This window comes from Pontibacillus yanchengensis Y32 (assembly GCF_000770635.1).
GTDB lineage: Bacteria > Bacillota > Bacilli > Bacillales > BH030062 > Pontibacillus > Pontibacillus yanchengensis.
The window spans coordinates 1-15,578 of the sequence record NZ_AVBF01000078.1 but is presented as its reverse complement, the minus strand read 5'-3'; the positions used below and the strand labels follow the sequence as shown (position 1 = coordinate 15,578).

Here is a 15,578-nt window from a genome sequence, read left to right as displayed (position 1 = left end):
ACTCCCTCCCCAATAATATCTCGAATCCAAGTCTTCAAGATTATGCCTCTAATCATGAATAACGTAATAGTTGATATGCAACTACTAACTATAGATAATCTAATAAACAATGGCTTCAGAAGCCCAACTTAATTGAAATACATATTCAAAATACACTTTTTGGTAGCATATTCGTATATGTGTTACCGTTGCTAACAATGCAAGGCCATGTTATAACTTAACAATACAACACCGTTTTAGGGGGAGTACAATGCGATCATTTTACCATTTTATGATGACATATAGAGGGAAAGTGAATCCTGATGAAGAAAGTCGTTTAGCTGATTGGATGTTTCAAGATCATAGTTTTCCAAAACAATCTCGCTCATACGATGAAATTAGCAGGTATTTAGAGTGGAACATACCTTTCTCTTCAGCTTTAAAAGTCTTCGATGATTTATGGGAAAGGTATCAATTAGAAGAGGTAAACGGATAAAAAAAGACTGGGCAACTAAATATCAATGCCCTAAGTCTTCACAGAGGATTATTATTGTATTTCTAATATGAATGGGATATGGAAAAAGGACAAAACACAACTACCGCCTAAATGGCGGTATATTGTGTTTTTTTTAGTACACGAATGCAGCTCCTACAATGATCAACAAGATAAATAGAACCACAATCAATACAAAGTTACCATAACCGTAGCCATAACCACCACAACCGTAACTCATACCTATCCCTCCTTTTCTTGTAAGGTATGATAGTATATGGGAAGTTCACAGGTTTTGTATGGGCGAATGCACAGAAAAACAGAAAGCATTATTGTGCATTAGGCAACATTTACAATGGAATGAATGTGGAATAAGTGTTGGTGATTCTCTGTTGTTCTGAATTTAATTCGTTGCTCATGAGGAATGAGGTGTTCAATTTTACCGGTATAGTCATGGAATGACCCATCTGAAAAGGTATGCAAAGTAATTGTAATCTGTTCTTTATAAGCATATTGGATTGTTTCATTTAATTCTTGTAATGCTTGTTCATCTAACTCGGGGGCTGTTTGTAGTTCGTCTTCATTCCACATATCTTTTAGGATTTGAACATGTTCAGGTAACATCAGAGAAGTCCATTTGATTGTACCTCTATCGCGTAATGTCATGTTTATTCCTCCTTTTTTATTAGTATAACCGAACAAATGTTTGTTTAACAATGGTAAAAGAACATTTGTTCGTGTATAATGCAAATAAAGGAGCTGATAACATGAACCTTTCCATATTGGAACACAATGAGATGGTTGAAATAGTGTATTTAGCCCATAATGGTACGTTTACGAAAAGGAAAATAAAAATAAGTTCCTGGGATGAACAGTATGTGTTTGCGTATTGCTTTTTACGTAAACAAATGCGAACTTTTGATAAGGAAAATATTTTAGCAGCACATCCAGCAACGTTGTATCACTAATTAGTATCTGATGGTATGCAGTAATTTCCTTTGGCTCAACTCTTCTTTTCTGATATGATTCGTAATAAATGTTGTCCCTTATGCAAGCTAGTTCTCTTTAAACTAAGCTTATTAAATGAAGATATTGTCTGAGCCAATTACACGAAAGAAAACATAGATAAGAATTACCTAGAACGTAATGTTTGTTAAGAAATGTTGGAACAGCAATGAGATGCTGTTCCTTTCTTTTCAACATTCATATATTGGAAATACGTATAGAAGGAGATTCATGATGAAAATTTTACACACAGCTGATTGGCATTTAGGAAAGCTTGTTCATCAATTACATATGACCGAAGATCAGAGCTATATTATTGATCAAATTATCCAAATCGTTCAAGAAGAACAGCCTGATGTCGTCGTGATAGCTGGAGATTTGTATGATCGAGCTGTCCCGCCAAAAGAAGCTGTAGAGTTATTAAATAATACACTAACAACGTTAATATTTGATATGGGAATTCCTGTATTAGCCAATACAGGAAATCATGATAGTCCAGATCGTTTGAACTTTGGTAGCCAGTTGTTTAAACGTCAACAATTCTATCTACAAGCTCATTTAGAAGGAGCATTAGAACCTGTAACATTACAAGATGAATTTGGGGATGTTCATTTTTATCTTATTCCTTATATTGAACCTGCTGATGCGAGGATTGTATTTGAGGATGAATCTATTCATACTCATCAAGAAGCCATGGAAGCTGTAGTGATGTGGATAAAAGATAACATGAATCATAGTGACAGACATGTATTTGTAGGTCATGCTTTCTTAGCGGGTGGAATGGAATCCGAGTCTGAAGAACGTCTTTCAATGATAGGTGGCACTCCTTACATAGATGCTTCTTTATTTTATGATTTTGATTACGTAGCCTTAGGTCACTTGCATCAGCCTCAAAGGGTGAAAAGAGATACTATTCGTTATTCAGGTTCCATATTAAAATACTCATTTTCTGAAGCTAATCATAAAAAATCCGTTACAATTGTGGAACTCAATGACCAAGGTGTAAAAGAAATCAAGCAGATTCCTTTGATGCCAATAAGGGATATGAGAATCAAAGAAGGGTATTTACAGGAATTACTGGATACAGACGAAGAAAGGGTCTATGACTATCTTCATATTAAGTTGCTGGATAAAGGTCAATTGTTAGATCCAATGGGAAAGCTTCGTAAAGTTTTTCCAAACGTATTGAGTCTTGAGAGAGTTGGCTTGATAGGGGATAGTAGAGAGACACAATTGCAAAATGTACAAGAGCGAAAACAAATGTCTCATTTAGAACTTTTTCAATCATTTTATAAAGAAGTAAAAGGGGAGGACTTGGATGATAAACGAACCTCACACATCTCCCAAGTCATACAAGAATTAATTCAGGAAGAAAGGAATCAATAGTATGCGAGCGATAACGCTAACAATGGAAGCGTTTGGTCCTTATTCAAACAAGCAAACAATTGATTTTAGTCAATTAGGTTATGAGACCATATTTTTGATTACGGGACCTACAGGTGCTGGAAAAACGAGTATTTTTGATGCAATGGTATATGCTCTGTACGGACGAGCTAGCGGAAGTGAGCGCGATCAAGATACTCTTAGAAGTCACTTCGCAGAAGAAGGTCAATCAACTGAAGTCTGTTTCATATTTGACTTGAAGGATAAACAATATGAAGTTAGAAGAAGTCCAAAGCAGTTAAAGAGGAAAGAACGTGGTGAGGGCTTTACGGAACAACCACCTAAGGCAGAACTTTATGAAATACATGATACAGAAAAGAAATTATTAGCATCAAAAATTAAAGACGTAAATGAAACAATAGAAAGCATGCTTCGTTTGGATTATGAACAATTTCGAAAAATGATAATGATTCCTCAAGGTGAATTTCGTAGACTTATTTCAGAAAACAGCAAAGAACGTGAAGAAATTTTGCAGAAGATCTTTCAGACATATGTGTATGAACATATGACAGAGCGGCTTAAGGAAGAATCAAAAAAGCTTAAAGAGACTGTAGAACACCTTGCTCAGAAAGAACATAGTGAAATTGACAAATTACACTGGAGCACTGAAGACAAAGAATCCCTTACATCAAGTACAAAAGCACTTGAGAAACTTGAGGATGAGCTGAAGACGGATGATAACTACTTGAAAGATCTTATGGAGTCACTAACGGATAAACGCCAGCAATTAAAGAAAAAACAAGAAGAATACTATTCACAAAAGCAACTTAAGCAGCAGTTCCATGAATATGAGCAATATAAACAAGAACTTGAAACAATGAAGCAACAAGAAACCACTATATCCAATAAAGAATGGATCATTCATGAAGCTGAGAAAGCGAATCTAGTAAAATCTTATGAAAATCAAGTATTACGCAGAAAAGAAGAAAGTAAAAAACAAGAAACACGTCTACTTGAGAAGCGACAGGATTATGAAGTGCTTCAAAAAGAATTCTCTAATGTAGAAGAACAATACAAAGAAGAAGAAGGTAAAACAGAAGAACGAGAAGAACTAAGGAAATCTATTGAAAAGTATAAACAAGAACTAGAACAAGTAAGAGAATACACGCATCTTAAGAAACAAGCATCAGCACTTTTCACGTCTAAACAACAGCAGGAAGAAAAAGTGAATAAGTTCCAAGCCGAACGAAAGGAATTGCAGCAAAAAGTACATGAGCTGTCCAAATCCAACTATGAATATCAGCATGTAAACAAACGCTATTATGAGCTTGAATCAAAGGAGCGTGAACTTGACAGTATCATAGATCAAGTTAACAAGCTCATGAATGAGGAAGAAAAGCTTCAAAAAATGCGCCATCACTATCAACAAGTGCAACGGGAGTATGAAAATGTAAAAAAACAACGAGAAGCGGCAGTTCAGGAAGTGAAAAAATTAGAAGAGGAGCAAAAACAACATCAAGCTGTCTTAATGGCAAATGAGTTAGCTGGAGGGCAGGAATGTCCTGTTTGCGGTTCTACTGATCATCCGAATAAGGCATATTCTTCCAATGATTATGTGTCGGACGAAGCTGTAGATAAGGCAAAGCAAACGTTAGAGCAATTGGAGCAAACCCTACAAAAACAGCAAGATGACTATGTTCGCGCTAAATCAGAAGGCCAATCTCAACGACATATTGTTGATCAACAACAAGAGGCCTTACAATCACATCTCACTAATGCATTTTTACAAAATGCTTCAAGACAACAACAAAAAGAAACATGGGAGCAAGAGAGAAATGAAACAAGAGAACAAAAGAAACTAACAGCAAAACAGCTCTCTCAACTTGAAGAGAATATGAAGCATGTTCAGGCTTATCAAGAGAAAATGCAATCACTAGACGAAAAGATAGAAAAAGAAAACTCGAAACTTCAAGAAACGCATGATCAATGGGTTAGTATGAAAACAAAGGTAGAACATATTCAATCTGGATTAACAGGAGAATATATTGATGATCCAGACAAACTAGCTTCCTTTGTAACTAAAGAAGAGGAACGTTATGAAAAGTGGCTATATCACTTGCAGCAGTTGAGTGAACAATATCAGCAAAAGAAAGAACAAGTACAAAAATTAGAAGCTGAAATCAACCAACAACATACGTATGTTGAAGAAACAAAAGAAAATGAGAAAAAAGCTAATGAACAATTAGTAGCTCAATGTAAAGAAGTAGGATTTGAATCAGTAGATGCGTATCAGCAAGCAAAACTTGAACAAGAAGAATTACAGAATAAAAAAGAGAAAGTTAGTCAATTTAGAAAAAAGCAACAATCCATACAAGATTCCTATACAAAGCTTCATGAACAATTACATGATAAACAGATGCCTAATCTAGAGAATATGGAAACGTTGTTAAATGAAATGGAAAATAAATTGGAAGAACTCTCTGAAGAATATCAGCAAGTTTATCTAAAAAAAACAGAGCATGCTAGAATTTATGGTCAATTAGAAGAATTGATTCAATTACGAGAGGAATCAGAGGAGAAATATTATTATATTGGAGAACTAGCACAACTAGCAAAAGGGGACAACGCTTTTAAATTATCATTTGAGAGATATGTCTTGTCTGCGTTTCTGGATGAAATTATTATCCAAGCAAATATTCGGTTAGATCAAATGACGGAACATCGCTATCATCTTGAACGAAGTCAGGAGAAGGCTAAGGGAGGCGCACAAAGTGGTCTCGATTTAGAGGTATTGGACCATTACACTGGTTTAAGGAGATCAGTTAGAACATTATCTGGAGGTGAAGGATTTAAAGCTGCACTAAGCCTTGCTTTAGGAATGGCAGATGTTGTACAAGCCCATGCGGGTGGTGTGCAACTAGATACACTATTTATTGATGAAGGGTTTGGTACCTTAGATGAGGAATCATTAGATCAAGCGATAAGTTGTCTAAAGGACTTACAAAAAGGTAACAGAATGCTCGGAATTATTTCTCATGTCCCTAAGTTAAAGCAAGAAATTCCTGCAAAATTACAAATAACACCTTCTCCAAAAGGATCAACATGTGCATTTTCTTTAGGTTAGGTAGTAGATTGCCAATAATTACAGCTTAAAGTTTAAAAAGAGCCCATGATATACTGTAAAATAGCTTTCTTTCTTAATTAGACCTTACAGATAGAGAAGAAAAACTATACAATGTAAAGAGCAACAGTGAAGACCCGAAGGAGGACATTTTCAGGATGAAAATTGTAACAGCCTCAACACCAGAGCAGCAGGAATATGTACGATCTACTGTACGTTATTTCTATAATAATCTATTTCCATGCTTTTTCTCCTCATCCTATATCAATGATTTGCATAATCTAGAAGTTCTTCAAGTTACACATATTGAGGATTTCACATTAAAAGAAATAATGGAAATAACGGCAGCCCTTCAAACCTTGCAGTCTATTCTAGAGTGTTTGATAGATGGAGCCCATATACTCGAATATAAACAAGCCTTTCAAAACAACCAGAGAATATTAGAAAAGCATTTTATTCATTTCCCTTTTCGTTGTGAAGATTTCCAAAAGATAAATCCAACTGATTATAATTTGTTTATGAGTCAACCAGAGAATAAATGGCTTATATAATAAATAATACTCTCTAAATTATTTAGTAACACACTTGTACACGTAACTATCTTATTGGATCCTACATAAGTATATTTTTTCTCTTGCTATCTTTACAGAGGTAACGTAGGATGAAAGAAAAGAGATAAGACGGAGGGAAATAGTATGTCGATGCCATTATCGTTAGAATGGTGTATTATTACCCATGGAGAAGAAGTAAGAGTAGAAGAAAAAGAAAATACATTTACACTAAAGGTAGATGGATATCAATTATTTCCAATCGATCAATTTATTGATATTAAACGAACAGAGCAAGCAGAACAGATTGGTACGGCGAAAGTGATTGAGATGAGCTGGTTTTCTTGTACCACAGTGATTACTTATGAACTCATTTCCCTTTATAACGTCAATTAATGACATATTTTTTAAAGAATTGTAGAAATATGCGCTTACCCGGGAAATGTTCCAGGGGAATAGGTAACACAATTCATTAAATTGACAAAGATAAGCCAACATTATGCGATGGTTAGGTTTTATACTTATAGTATAAAGCCAACTACACTTATGAAAGAGGGATGAACAATGTTAACGGTTATGTTGTTTGGACTTATTTTGAGTGGAACCATTGCACTAATTATTGCTGGAGATTTAACGACTGATTGATGGTAAAATAATAGCCTGCTACACTCTAAAACAGATGCTAAGCATAAAGCATCTGTTTTTTGTATTGCTTAGGGGATTATAAAATTCAATGCTTGTGTATAACTGAAAAAGTGATGTGGCCACGTCCAGCTCCAGCGCCCAGCGACTAGCAAACTTCCGGCACCTCCTTACGATAAGTCAACATCGAATCGCTACCGCTCTTCGTGTTTCCTTTATCTCAAAAGACTTAGAGGAAGTTCGATTAATTTCGCTACATCACGTAGCAACATCGAACCAACCTACGTCGTGTGGGCAGCAGTTTGTACGTCGCTTAACGGGCGCTTGCGCTTTTGTATTTATTGTTAGGGGGAATAATGGAACTATGACCATACTTACGAATGATTGGGAGTCTATAGTAGGAGAACAATTCAATGAAACATATTACATACAATTACGAGAATTTCTTAAGAAAGAATACCAAAACCATAAAGTATATCCTCACATGAATGACATATTTAATGCATTACACTACACACCTTTCCATAGAACTAGAGTTGTCATTATTGGACAAGATCCATATCATGGCCATGATCAAGCACATGGGTTTAGTTTCTCTGTAAAGCCTGGAGTTACCATTCCCCCGTCGCTTAGAAATATTTATAAAGAACTAGAAGATGATATTGGGTTTACGAGTCCCAATCATGGTTATTTACTACATTGGGCAAAAGAAGGAGTGCTGTTATTGAATACAGTACTTACGGTGCGTGCTAAGGAAGCTAATTCCCATAAAGGTCAAGGATGGGAACATTTTACGAATGAAGTAATTAGAGCACTCAACGATCGAGAAGATCCTGTAGTATTTATCTTATGGGGAAGACATGCTCAACAGAAACAATCGATGCTTGATGATTCAAAGCATCTAATATTAACGTCACCACATCCGAGTCCATTTTCCGCACATAAAGGATTTTTTGGAAGTAAACCATTCTCTAAGACTAACCAGTTTTTAGAGGAAAAAGGGTTACCTGCAATAGATTGGCAACTTCCAATGAATCCTTCCGACTCATAAAAATTTAAATATATGAAAACCGCCTACACCTATCTCCCTCTTCTTACGTACAGTAACAGTAGTGAAGACAATAAAGGAGGGGAGCATATGCCTCCAGGAATGAGACCAATGTCAGTTAATCGTATGCCTCAAGGCGGAGGAGCCCCGTTTCAGGTTGGTGCAAGACCACCGCAATCCATGCCAATGTCAGGGTTTAATGCCCAAGGTCCAACGCGTTTTAACGGGTTTTCAGGAATGAACGGTTTTCAAGGTATGCCGGGTAATCAAGGGTTCCCAGGCCTTTCTCAAGGAATGCAAGGTTTGTCAGGTATGTCTAGTAGAGGAGCTGGTGGGGGAGGCCTTCTATCAAAATTATTTGGAGGAGGAGCAAGTGGAGCTTCACCACTGGCCGGGTTAGCCCAATCTGCAACTAGTGCAGGTGGTGGTGCTACAGGCATGCTTAACAATGTACAGCAAGTTTTGAAAATGGCTCAGACTGCAGCTCCAATGGTTCAACAATATGGACCTATGGTTAAAAACCTTCCAACTATGTTTAAATTAATGAAGATTATGAGGGAACCTGATGAGGGAGAAGTTGAAGAAGATAAAGTTGAAGAAGAGGAGAGTAAGGAGAAGCCAGCTTCCCAAAATAGTAACGCTGCACCTAAAGGAAAATCTTCCTCAACGAAACAAAAACCTAAATCAAAACAATCTTCTACATCCCAATCTCAAAATAAACCAAAACAAAAAATAAATAAAGAAAATAATTCAGCCAATAAGAAACCCGCTGGAAAGTCCCAGCCTAGAATGTATATATAAAATTTGGTGCAATTTACTTGATTTTTACACGGTGACAAGAAACAATAAGGACACAAGCTTGCTAAAGTAATAACAAACTAAAATAACAGCAAACTATAACATACATCGACTCACAGGATCTTAGATGGTGAGTCGTGTTTTTGTCTAAATGTTTGAGGAGGAATGCACCGTGACAAGTGAAAAATTGGAATTAGCAACATTTGCAGGAGGCTGCTTCTGGTGTATGGTCGAACCTTTTGATGAACGACCTGGCATCCATGAAGTAGTCTCAGGCTATACAGGCGGTCATACGGAAAATCCAACCTATGAAGATGTTATTACAGAAAAAACAGGGCATTTAGAAGCGGTACAAATCACCTACGACCCTGAAGTATTTCCTTATGAGCGACTTTTACAAGTATTTTGGCAACAAATAGATCCTACAGATGCAGGAGGACAATTTGCTGATCGAGGTACATCCTATACAACAGCTATTTTCTATCACAACGATTACCAAAAACAATTGGCTGAACAGTCCAGACAACAGTTAGAGGAAAGTGGGAAGTTTAATAAGCCAATAGTGACAAAAATATTACCAGCTGCTCCATTTTACAGGGCCGAAGAAAAGCACCAAGACTACTACAAAAAACAAGCATTCCATTATAAATTATATAAGCAAGGTTCTGGTCGTAAGGACTTTATTGAAAACAACTGGAAAATGGATAAAGATCAAGAACAATTAAAAAAAACACTATCCTCTATCCAATACAAAGTAACGCAAGAAAATGGAACGGAAGCTCCATTTCAAAATGAGTATTATGACCATGAAGAGGATGGTATATACGTAGATATCGTATCTGGTGAACCGTTATTTAGCTCTAGAGATAAGTATGATGCTGGATGTGGATGGCCAAGCTTCACAAGACCAATCGATGATTATTTTGTTGATGAAAATACAGATTCCTCTCATGGTATGATTCGAACAGAAGTGCGCAGTAAAGAAGCAGACTCTCACCTTGGACATGTTTTTGAGGATGGACCAAAACAAGAAGGTGGACTACGTTACTGTATTAATTCAGCAGCGCTTCGATTCATACCAAAAGAAAATTTAGAGGAAGAAGGATACGGCTATTTGAAATATATTTTTACGTGATGGGATATAGGGAGCCTGGATTTAACAACCAGCGCTCCTTCTTTTATACTTTCGTTGCTCGTAGCATTGGAAGGGAATGCTACTATTAGTAATGTAAAACGAATGGAGTAAGCTAAGCATAAGGGTTGATAGAAATGGATTTTATTAAAACGTTAGTGTATTCATACATAATAGGAACTATCGGTGGGAGTCTGTTTGTTTGGTTAAATATGCCTTTACCTTGGGTTTTGGGTGCCGTAACATCCCTTCTTTTCTATAAAACGGTTTGGAATAGAGATACAACATCTTCCATTCCACTAAAAAATATAAGTTTTGCATTGTTAGGTATTCAATTAGGTTCCTCTTTTACAGAGGGGACTTTTCAACAAATTGGTCCATATATAATTCCTTACTTAGTATTTACATGTCTCATTATCGGAATCAGCTTGTTTAATGGCTTTATCGTTTCAAAGTGGATTCGTGTAAATATGGATACTTCTATGTTAGGTAGTATTCCAGGTGGTTTATCTGCATCGATTGCGTTAAGTGACTCCCTACATAGTAACACGGTTTTGGTAACCATTTTTCATACCATACGTTTAGTTGCTGTCCTATTTATTATCCCATTTTCTGCTACTCATTTCTTTTATGAAGGAGATCCTAACTCTGCTGGACTTACTCAATCAACAAGTAATGGTGATTGGTACACAATTATCTTTTTGATATTGGCTTATGTAGCGGCTGTGTTTTTAAATAAACGAATTCCTGCTGCATACGTAATGATTCCAATGTTTACGGTTGGGGTACTTAAGGTTATGGGGATTCCGATGATTTCTTTACCAGACTCAGTATTTATTTGGGCACAAATCACTTTGGGAGTATATCTCGGTAACTCCATTAATATCGAGGACCTTATAAAGGCTGGAAAGTATTGTCTTATCTATTTCGGTCTATCTGTTTGGTTAATATTACTATCATTTGGTCTAGGGTATGTGTTCAGTCAAATGGTGGATATTAGTTTAGCGACAGCTATTTTAAGCATTGCCCCAGGAGGTTTGATTGAAATGGCTTTAACAGCACAAAGTGTAGGTGGCGACCCTTCTATTGTTAGTTCATTACAAATGGTACGGCTTTTGATTGTCGTAATGATTGTGCCGATTTTCCTTCAATGGTTTTTCAAAAGAACTGAGAAGTAAGACCTCGTAGTTGACAATAAAGGTTGTATCATCTTACTATTATCTTGAATTCAAGATAAAGTATATATATGTGAAAATAAAGGAGTGACTTAAGTGAATTTAGAGACAAGTGGTATCCATCACATAACTGCTCTAGTGAATGATCCGCAAACGAATGTCGATTTTTATGAGAATACATTAGGACTTAGGTTAGTGAAGAAAACGGTAAATTTCGATGATCCTGGAATTTATCATCTTTATTTTGGAGATAAAATTGGGACACCGGGAACAATAATCACATTCTTTCCATTAGAATCAGCGCCATCTGGAAGAATTGGTTCTGGGCAAGTAGAACGTACATTATTCCAAATACCTATCGGGGCAAGTGGTTCTTGGAAAGACTATTTTTCATCTAAGTCTATAGATTTTGAGGAAACGAACCATGGAATCTGGTTTACAGATCCAGATGGTATAAAGTTAGGATTAGTAGAGGAGGACTCTACTAGTAGTGTATATTGGGAACAATCCACGATGAAGGAAGATGTTGCGATTCAAGGGTTTTATGGTGCAATCCTTAACTCACTAAAGCCATTTGAAACGGGAAATTTATTAGAGGCAATGGGCTTCAAACATTCGGCTGATAAAGATGATTACTCGATGTATAAAGGATCTGGTGATATAGGATCTCATATTTGGTTAAATCGTTCTGCTGTACCAAGAGGATTAGGTGGGGCAGGTACAGTGCATCATATTGCTTTTCGGACGGAAAAAGAATCTGATCAAGCATTATGGCAAGAATTTCTCACATCCGAACAAGGGCTACGTATTACTCCAGTAATGGATCGGCAATATTTTAAGTCAGTCTACTTTCATGAACCTGGGGGTATATTATTTGAGATTACTACGGATGAACCAGGCTTCGTAACAGATGAGGATATAGATGTACTAGGACAAACGTTAACATTACCTGAGTGGCTAGAAACACAAAGGCCTCAAATAGAAGCTACTATAACCGAGATAAAGAGAGGAGAATCATAATGGAGCATGTCTTTCAACAAGGAGCACAGGATGCACCAGTCTTATTATTGCTACATGGAACAGGAGGTAATGAACGTGACTTATTGCCATTAGCTGAAATGATTGACCCAAACGCTTCTGTTTTAAGTGTAAGAGGAAATATTTCCGAGAATGGCATGCCTCGTTTCTTCAAACGTTTGCGAGAAGGCGTATTTGATGAGGAAGATTTACAATTTCGAACAAAAGAGCTAGCGGATTTTCTTGATGAAGCAGCGCAAGAGCACCAGTTTGACCGATCGAATGTAATTGCAGTAGGGTATTCAAATGGAGCCAACATTGCTGGGAGTCTTTTATTCCATTATGCTGATATATTAAAGGGAGCAATTCTACTGCATCCAATGGTTCCAATTCGAAATATTAATCTTCCTGATATGACAGGCTTACCTGTATTTATAGGAGCAGGTACAAATGATCCTATTTGTTCTCCAGAAGAAACCAAAGAATTGAATTCTATTCTAATAGAACAGGGAGCAAATGTTACCTTACACTGGGAAAGCAGTGGTCATCAATTAACCAAACCTGAGATTGATCAAGCGAGAGATTGGTATGATAATCAATTCTAATGACATTACTAAAAACCTGGCCTAGAAATAGTAGCGCCAGGTTTTTTAGCACTTCAGAACATCTTAAAAAAGGGAAAAATAAAGTGCAACGAAGTTACTGGAACTTGCTAATCAATACATGTTCCTTATAATTAGATACTAGCATCTCCTCGATAAAGGATTATTATTTTGTTGAAAGTAGGATGATTATGAGGAAACCAACTTGTTTTATACCATTTCCACAACCCTTATATCCTGCCAGGTTTGTAAAACGTTCTAACCGATTTATATTGTATTGTACATTAAACCATACAGGTGAAACAGTCCGTGTACATATGGGTGATCCAGGACGCTTAAAGGAACTTCTCCACTCAGGTACTATCATTTACCTAAGCTTTCATGATTCCCATTCGAGAAAGACGAATTGGTCCGCAGTATTAGTGGAAGACCCACATACTCACGAATTAGTATCTCTGCAAACTACATTACCAAATAAGCTGATAGATAGGTCTTTAAAAGCTAATGAGTTAGAAGAATTTGAGAATTGGAGTTACATACAACGGGAATTCACAAAAGGAAGCTCTAGATTTGACTTTTTATTAGGGCAATCAAATGAAAAACTTGCGGTTGAGGTTAAAAGTGTAACATTACAGTATGATGGAGTAGGTTATTTCCCAGATGCTGTAACAGATAGGGGAAGAAAGCATGTTCATGAATTGGCTCAGATCGCAAAGGAAGACGGTTGGCATGCTAGCATTTTATTTGTTTGTCAAAGGCGTGATATTTCAAAAGTAAAGGTTGCTGATTGGATTGACCCAGCTTTTGCAAAAGCTTTGGGGAGGGCTTATGAAAATGGGGTTAAAATCCAAGCCCGATCATGTGAGATTACACTAGAAGGAATGTATTTATCACACCCAATACCAGTAGAGGTCGAGAAGTAAAAATAAGGACAGATACAATTATTCCAGAAAATCGTATGCAGGAATAGAAATGAAGGGTACGTCCATGATAAAGTATGAGAAGAGATTGAGGGAGGTAACAACATGACAGAACCGTTATTTTTGCAACCCATTTTCAAAGAAAGAATATGGGGTGGCACTACATTGAAAGAAAAATTTGGTTATGATATTCCTTCTGCAACCACAGGGGAATGCTGGGCTATATCTGCTCATAAAAATGGACAAAGTACAGTGAAAAATGGGGAATTCAAAGGGAAGACACTAGATCAAGTATGGGAGGATGCTCCTCATGTATTTGGTCACTATAATTCAGAAGTCTTTCCATTACTCACAAAAATATTAGATGCTAATAAGGACCTTTCTGTTCAAGTTCACCCTGACGATGAATATGCACATAAGCATGAGGGTGAAAATGAATATGGAAAAACAGAATGCTGGTACATAATTGATTGTTCTCCAAATGCAGAGCTTATCTTTGGTCACCATGCTCATAGTAGACAAGAATTAGAACAAATGATCTCAGAGGGAAAGTGGGACCATCTGTTAAGAAGAGTTTCTATAAAACCTGGGGATTTTTATTATGTACCTAGTGGAACTATTCATGCAATAGGTGAGGGAACGTTGGTTCTTGAAACACAGCAAAGCTCTGACACTACGTATCGTGTATTTGATTATAATCGAACAGATCAAGAAGGAAATCAACGAGAACTACATTTGCAGCAAGCGATTGATGTAACCACTGTTCCTCATGAGGATAATGATTTAAACTTTATGGTGGAGCAGCGCAGTGGTGCAACGATAACAACATTAGTACAAGAACAGTACTTCAGTGTATATAAATATGAATTAGCTGGAGCGGCTTCTTTTGAGCAAGATGGCTTTTTTCAATTATTTAGTGTTTTAGATGGAGAAGCCACTCTCCAAATTGGGAGTGATACTTATTCCATATCAAAAGGGGACCATTTCATACTTCCAAACAACACCGGAGACTTCACATTAGATGGAGAAGCTACTATAATTGTTTCTAATCCTTAAAACAGAGTAAGTTTGGCAAATGATAAAGCAGTTAAAATAAGGAGGAATAACCATGATTCATAAACATTGGTATGAAACAGACACGATTAAACAGGTTGAATGTGTCCACGCAAATGCTGAAAAATATGTAGTAGAAAATGTATTAACACCAGGAAAAGTTTACGATGTGAAAAATGAAACAGAAGAGTTTATTTTCATAGTCGATAACACTGGTAAAATGGGTGGATTTAAGAAAGATTATTTCAAAGAAATATAAAACCAAGAGCTAGCCTTTAAGTGAACAGGCTAGCTCTTTTTAGTTTGGCTTTGTTGAAGTTTGTTGTTGATATGATAATGAAGTAGTTTTATGTTCTTCCATATAAGCACCATAATGTTGAAGACTTGGATTCGAGATATATTGGGGATGAGAGATGTTTCCGTTTCTTTAAATGGAATAAAGGTGGCCGTGGAACAACTCGCGTCCTGCCGGCGAGCTGGCAAGCCTCCTCAAGCCCAAGGTCGGGGCTTTCCGGGGTCTCGCCTACCTCTTTCTCCGGCGGGAGTCTCCTTGTTCCACGGCCACCTTTACTGTTGTTGGGATGAACGGAAACATGGCCCGATTAGAGTGTGGCTGTTTCGGAATCATGGTATTCACGAAGCGAGGAATGAATTATGACACA

The 15,578-nt window shown here is 36.8% G+C and carries 17 protein-coding genes; 15 read left to right on the top strand and 2 right to left on the bottom strand.

What is annotated here, in order from left to right; all coding sequences use genetic code 11:
- Positions 1-250 precede the first annotated feature (250 nt).
- Complete coding sequence (locus N782_RS18230) at positions 251-475, top strand: YozE family protein (RefSeq protein ID WP_036823632.1); 225 nt, start codon at positions 251-253, stop codon at positions 473-475.
- A 133-nt stretch (positions 476-608) separates the two neighbouring features.
- Here N782_RS18230 and N782_RS21160 read toward each other — a convergent pair whose 3' ends face one another.
- On the bottom strand, positions 609-713 hold the full coding sequence (locus N782_RS21160) for a YjcZ family sporulation protein (RefSeq protein ID WP_084103159.1): 105 nt from the start codon (positions 711-713) through the stop codon (positions 609-611).
- Positions 714-811: 98 nt separating this feature from the next.
- Positions 812-1,138 (bottom strand): YolD-like family protein, encoded by a 327-nt coding sequence (locus N782_RS18225; protein WP_052111424.1) that lies wholly within the window; start codon positions 1,136-1,138, stop codon positions 812-814.
- Positions 1,139-1,239: 101 nt separating this feature from the next.
- Between N782_RS18225 and N782_RS18220 the strand changes: the two genes are divergently transcribed.
- From N782_RS18220 to N782_RS18155, 14 genes are all read left to right on the top strand, one after another.
- Positions 1,240-1,440, top strand: coding sequence for a hypothetical protein (locus N782_RS18220; RefSeq protein ID WP_036823630.1), 201 nt, complete (start codon positions 1,240-1,242; stop codon positions 1,438-1,440).
- Between the two features lie 271 nt (positions 1,441-1,711).
- Positions 1,712-2,863 (top strand): exonuclease SbcCD subunit D, encoded by a 1,152-nt coding sequence (locus N782_RS18215; protein ID WP_036823628.1) that lies wholly within the window; start codon positions 1,712-1,714, stop codon positions 2,861-2,863.
- A 1-nt stretch (position 2,864) separates the two neighbouring features.
- The gene (locus N782_RS18210) at positions 2,865-5,984 is read left to right on the top strand and encodes an AAA family ATPase (RefSeq protein WP_036823625.1); all 3,120 of its coding nucleotides are present in this window, start codon (positions 2,865-2,867) and stop codon (positions 5,982-5,984) included.
- Between the two features lie 155 nt (positions 5,985-6,139).
- Positions 6,140-6,532: a DUF5365 family protein gene (locus N782_RS18205; RefSeq protein WP_052111423.1), complete on the top strand. Its 393-nt coding sequence runs from the start codon at positions 6,140-6,142 to the stop codon at positions 6,530-6,532.
- 144 nt (positions 6,533-6,676) lie between these two features.
- Complete coding sequence (locus N782_RS18200; protein ID WP_036823622.1) at positions 6,677-6,925, top strand: DUF2584 family protein; 249 nt, start codon at positions 6,677-6,679, stop codon at positions 6,923-6,925.
- A 610-nt stretch (positions 6,926-7,535) separates the two neighbouring features.
- Entirely contained in the window at positions 7,536-8,222 is a 687-nt protein-coding gene (locus N782_RS18195; protein ID WP_036823619.1) for a uracil-DNA glycosylase, read from the top strand.
- Positions 8,223-8,309: 87 nt separating this feature from the next.
- On the top strand, positions 8,310-9,020 hold the full coding sequence (vrrA, locus tag N782_RS18190) for a VrrA/YqfQ family protein (RefSeq protein WP_052111422.1): 711 nt from the start codon (positions 8,310-8,312) through the stop codon (positions 9,018-9,020).
- A 169-nt stretch (positions 9,021-9,189) separates the two neighbouring features.
- Entirely contained in the window at positions 9,190-10,152 is a 963-nt protein-coding gene (msrB, locus tag N782_RS18185; RefSeq protein ID WP_272913659.1) for a peptide-methionine (R)-S-oxide reductase MsrB, read from the top strand.
- A gap of 134 nt (positions 10,153-10,286) precedes the next feature.
- The gene (locus N782_RS18180) at positions 10,287-11,327 is read left to right on the top strand and encodes an AbrB family transcriptional regulator (protein ID WP_036823615.1); all 1,041 of its coding nucleotides are present in this window, start codon (positions 10,287-10,289) and stop codon (positions 11,325-11,327) included.
- A 93-nt stretch (positions 11,328-11,420) separates the two neighbouring features.
- On the top strand, positions 11,421-12,344 hold the full coding sequence (locus N782_RS18175; protein ID WP_036823613.1) for a VOC family protein: 924 nt from the start codon (positions 11,421-11,423) through the stop codon (positions 12,342-12,344).
- Positions 12,344-12,946 carry an alpha/beta hydrolase gene (locus N782_RS18170; protein WP_036823611.1) on the top strand — a complete coding sequence of 201 codons (603 nt, stop codon included), beginning with the start codon at positions 12,344-12,346 and terminating at the stop codon, positions 12,944-12,946. Before N782_RS18175 ends, N782_RS18170 begins: the two co-directional genes overlap by 1 nt.
- A 188-nt stretch (positions 12,947-13,134) precedes the next feature.
- Positions 13,135-13,866: a DNA/RNA nuclease SfsA gene (gene sfsA / locus N782_RS18165; protein ID WP_036823608.1), complete on the top strand. Its 732-nt coding sequence runs from the start codon at positions 13,135-13,137 to the stop codon at positions 13,864-13,866.
- Positions 13,867-13,968: 102 nt separating this feature from the next.
- Positions 13,969-14,919: a mannose-6-phosphate isomerase, class I gene (manA, locus tag N782_RS18160; protein WP_036823606.1), complete on the top strand. Its 951-nt coding sequence runs from the start codon at positions 13,969-13,971 to the stop codon at positions 14,917-14,919.
- Positions 14,920-14,971: 52 nt separating this feature from the next.
- Positions 14,972-15,175, top strand: coding sequence for a DUF6501 family protein (locus tag N782_RS18155; protein ID WP_036823603.1), 204 nt, complete (start codon positions 14,972-14,974; stop codon positions 15,173-15,175).
- The last annotated feature ends 403 nt before the right edge of the window (positions 15,176-15,578 follow it).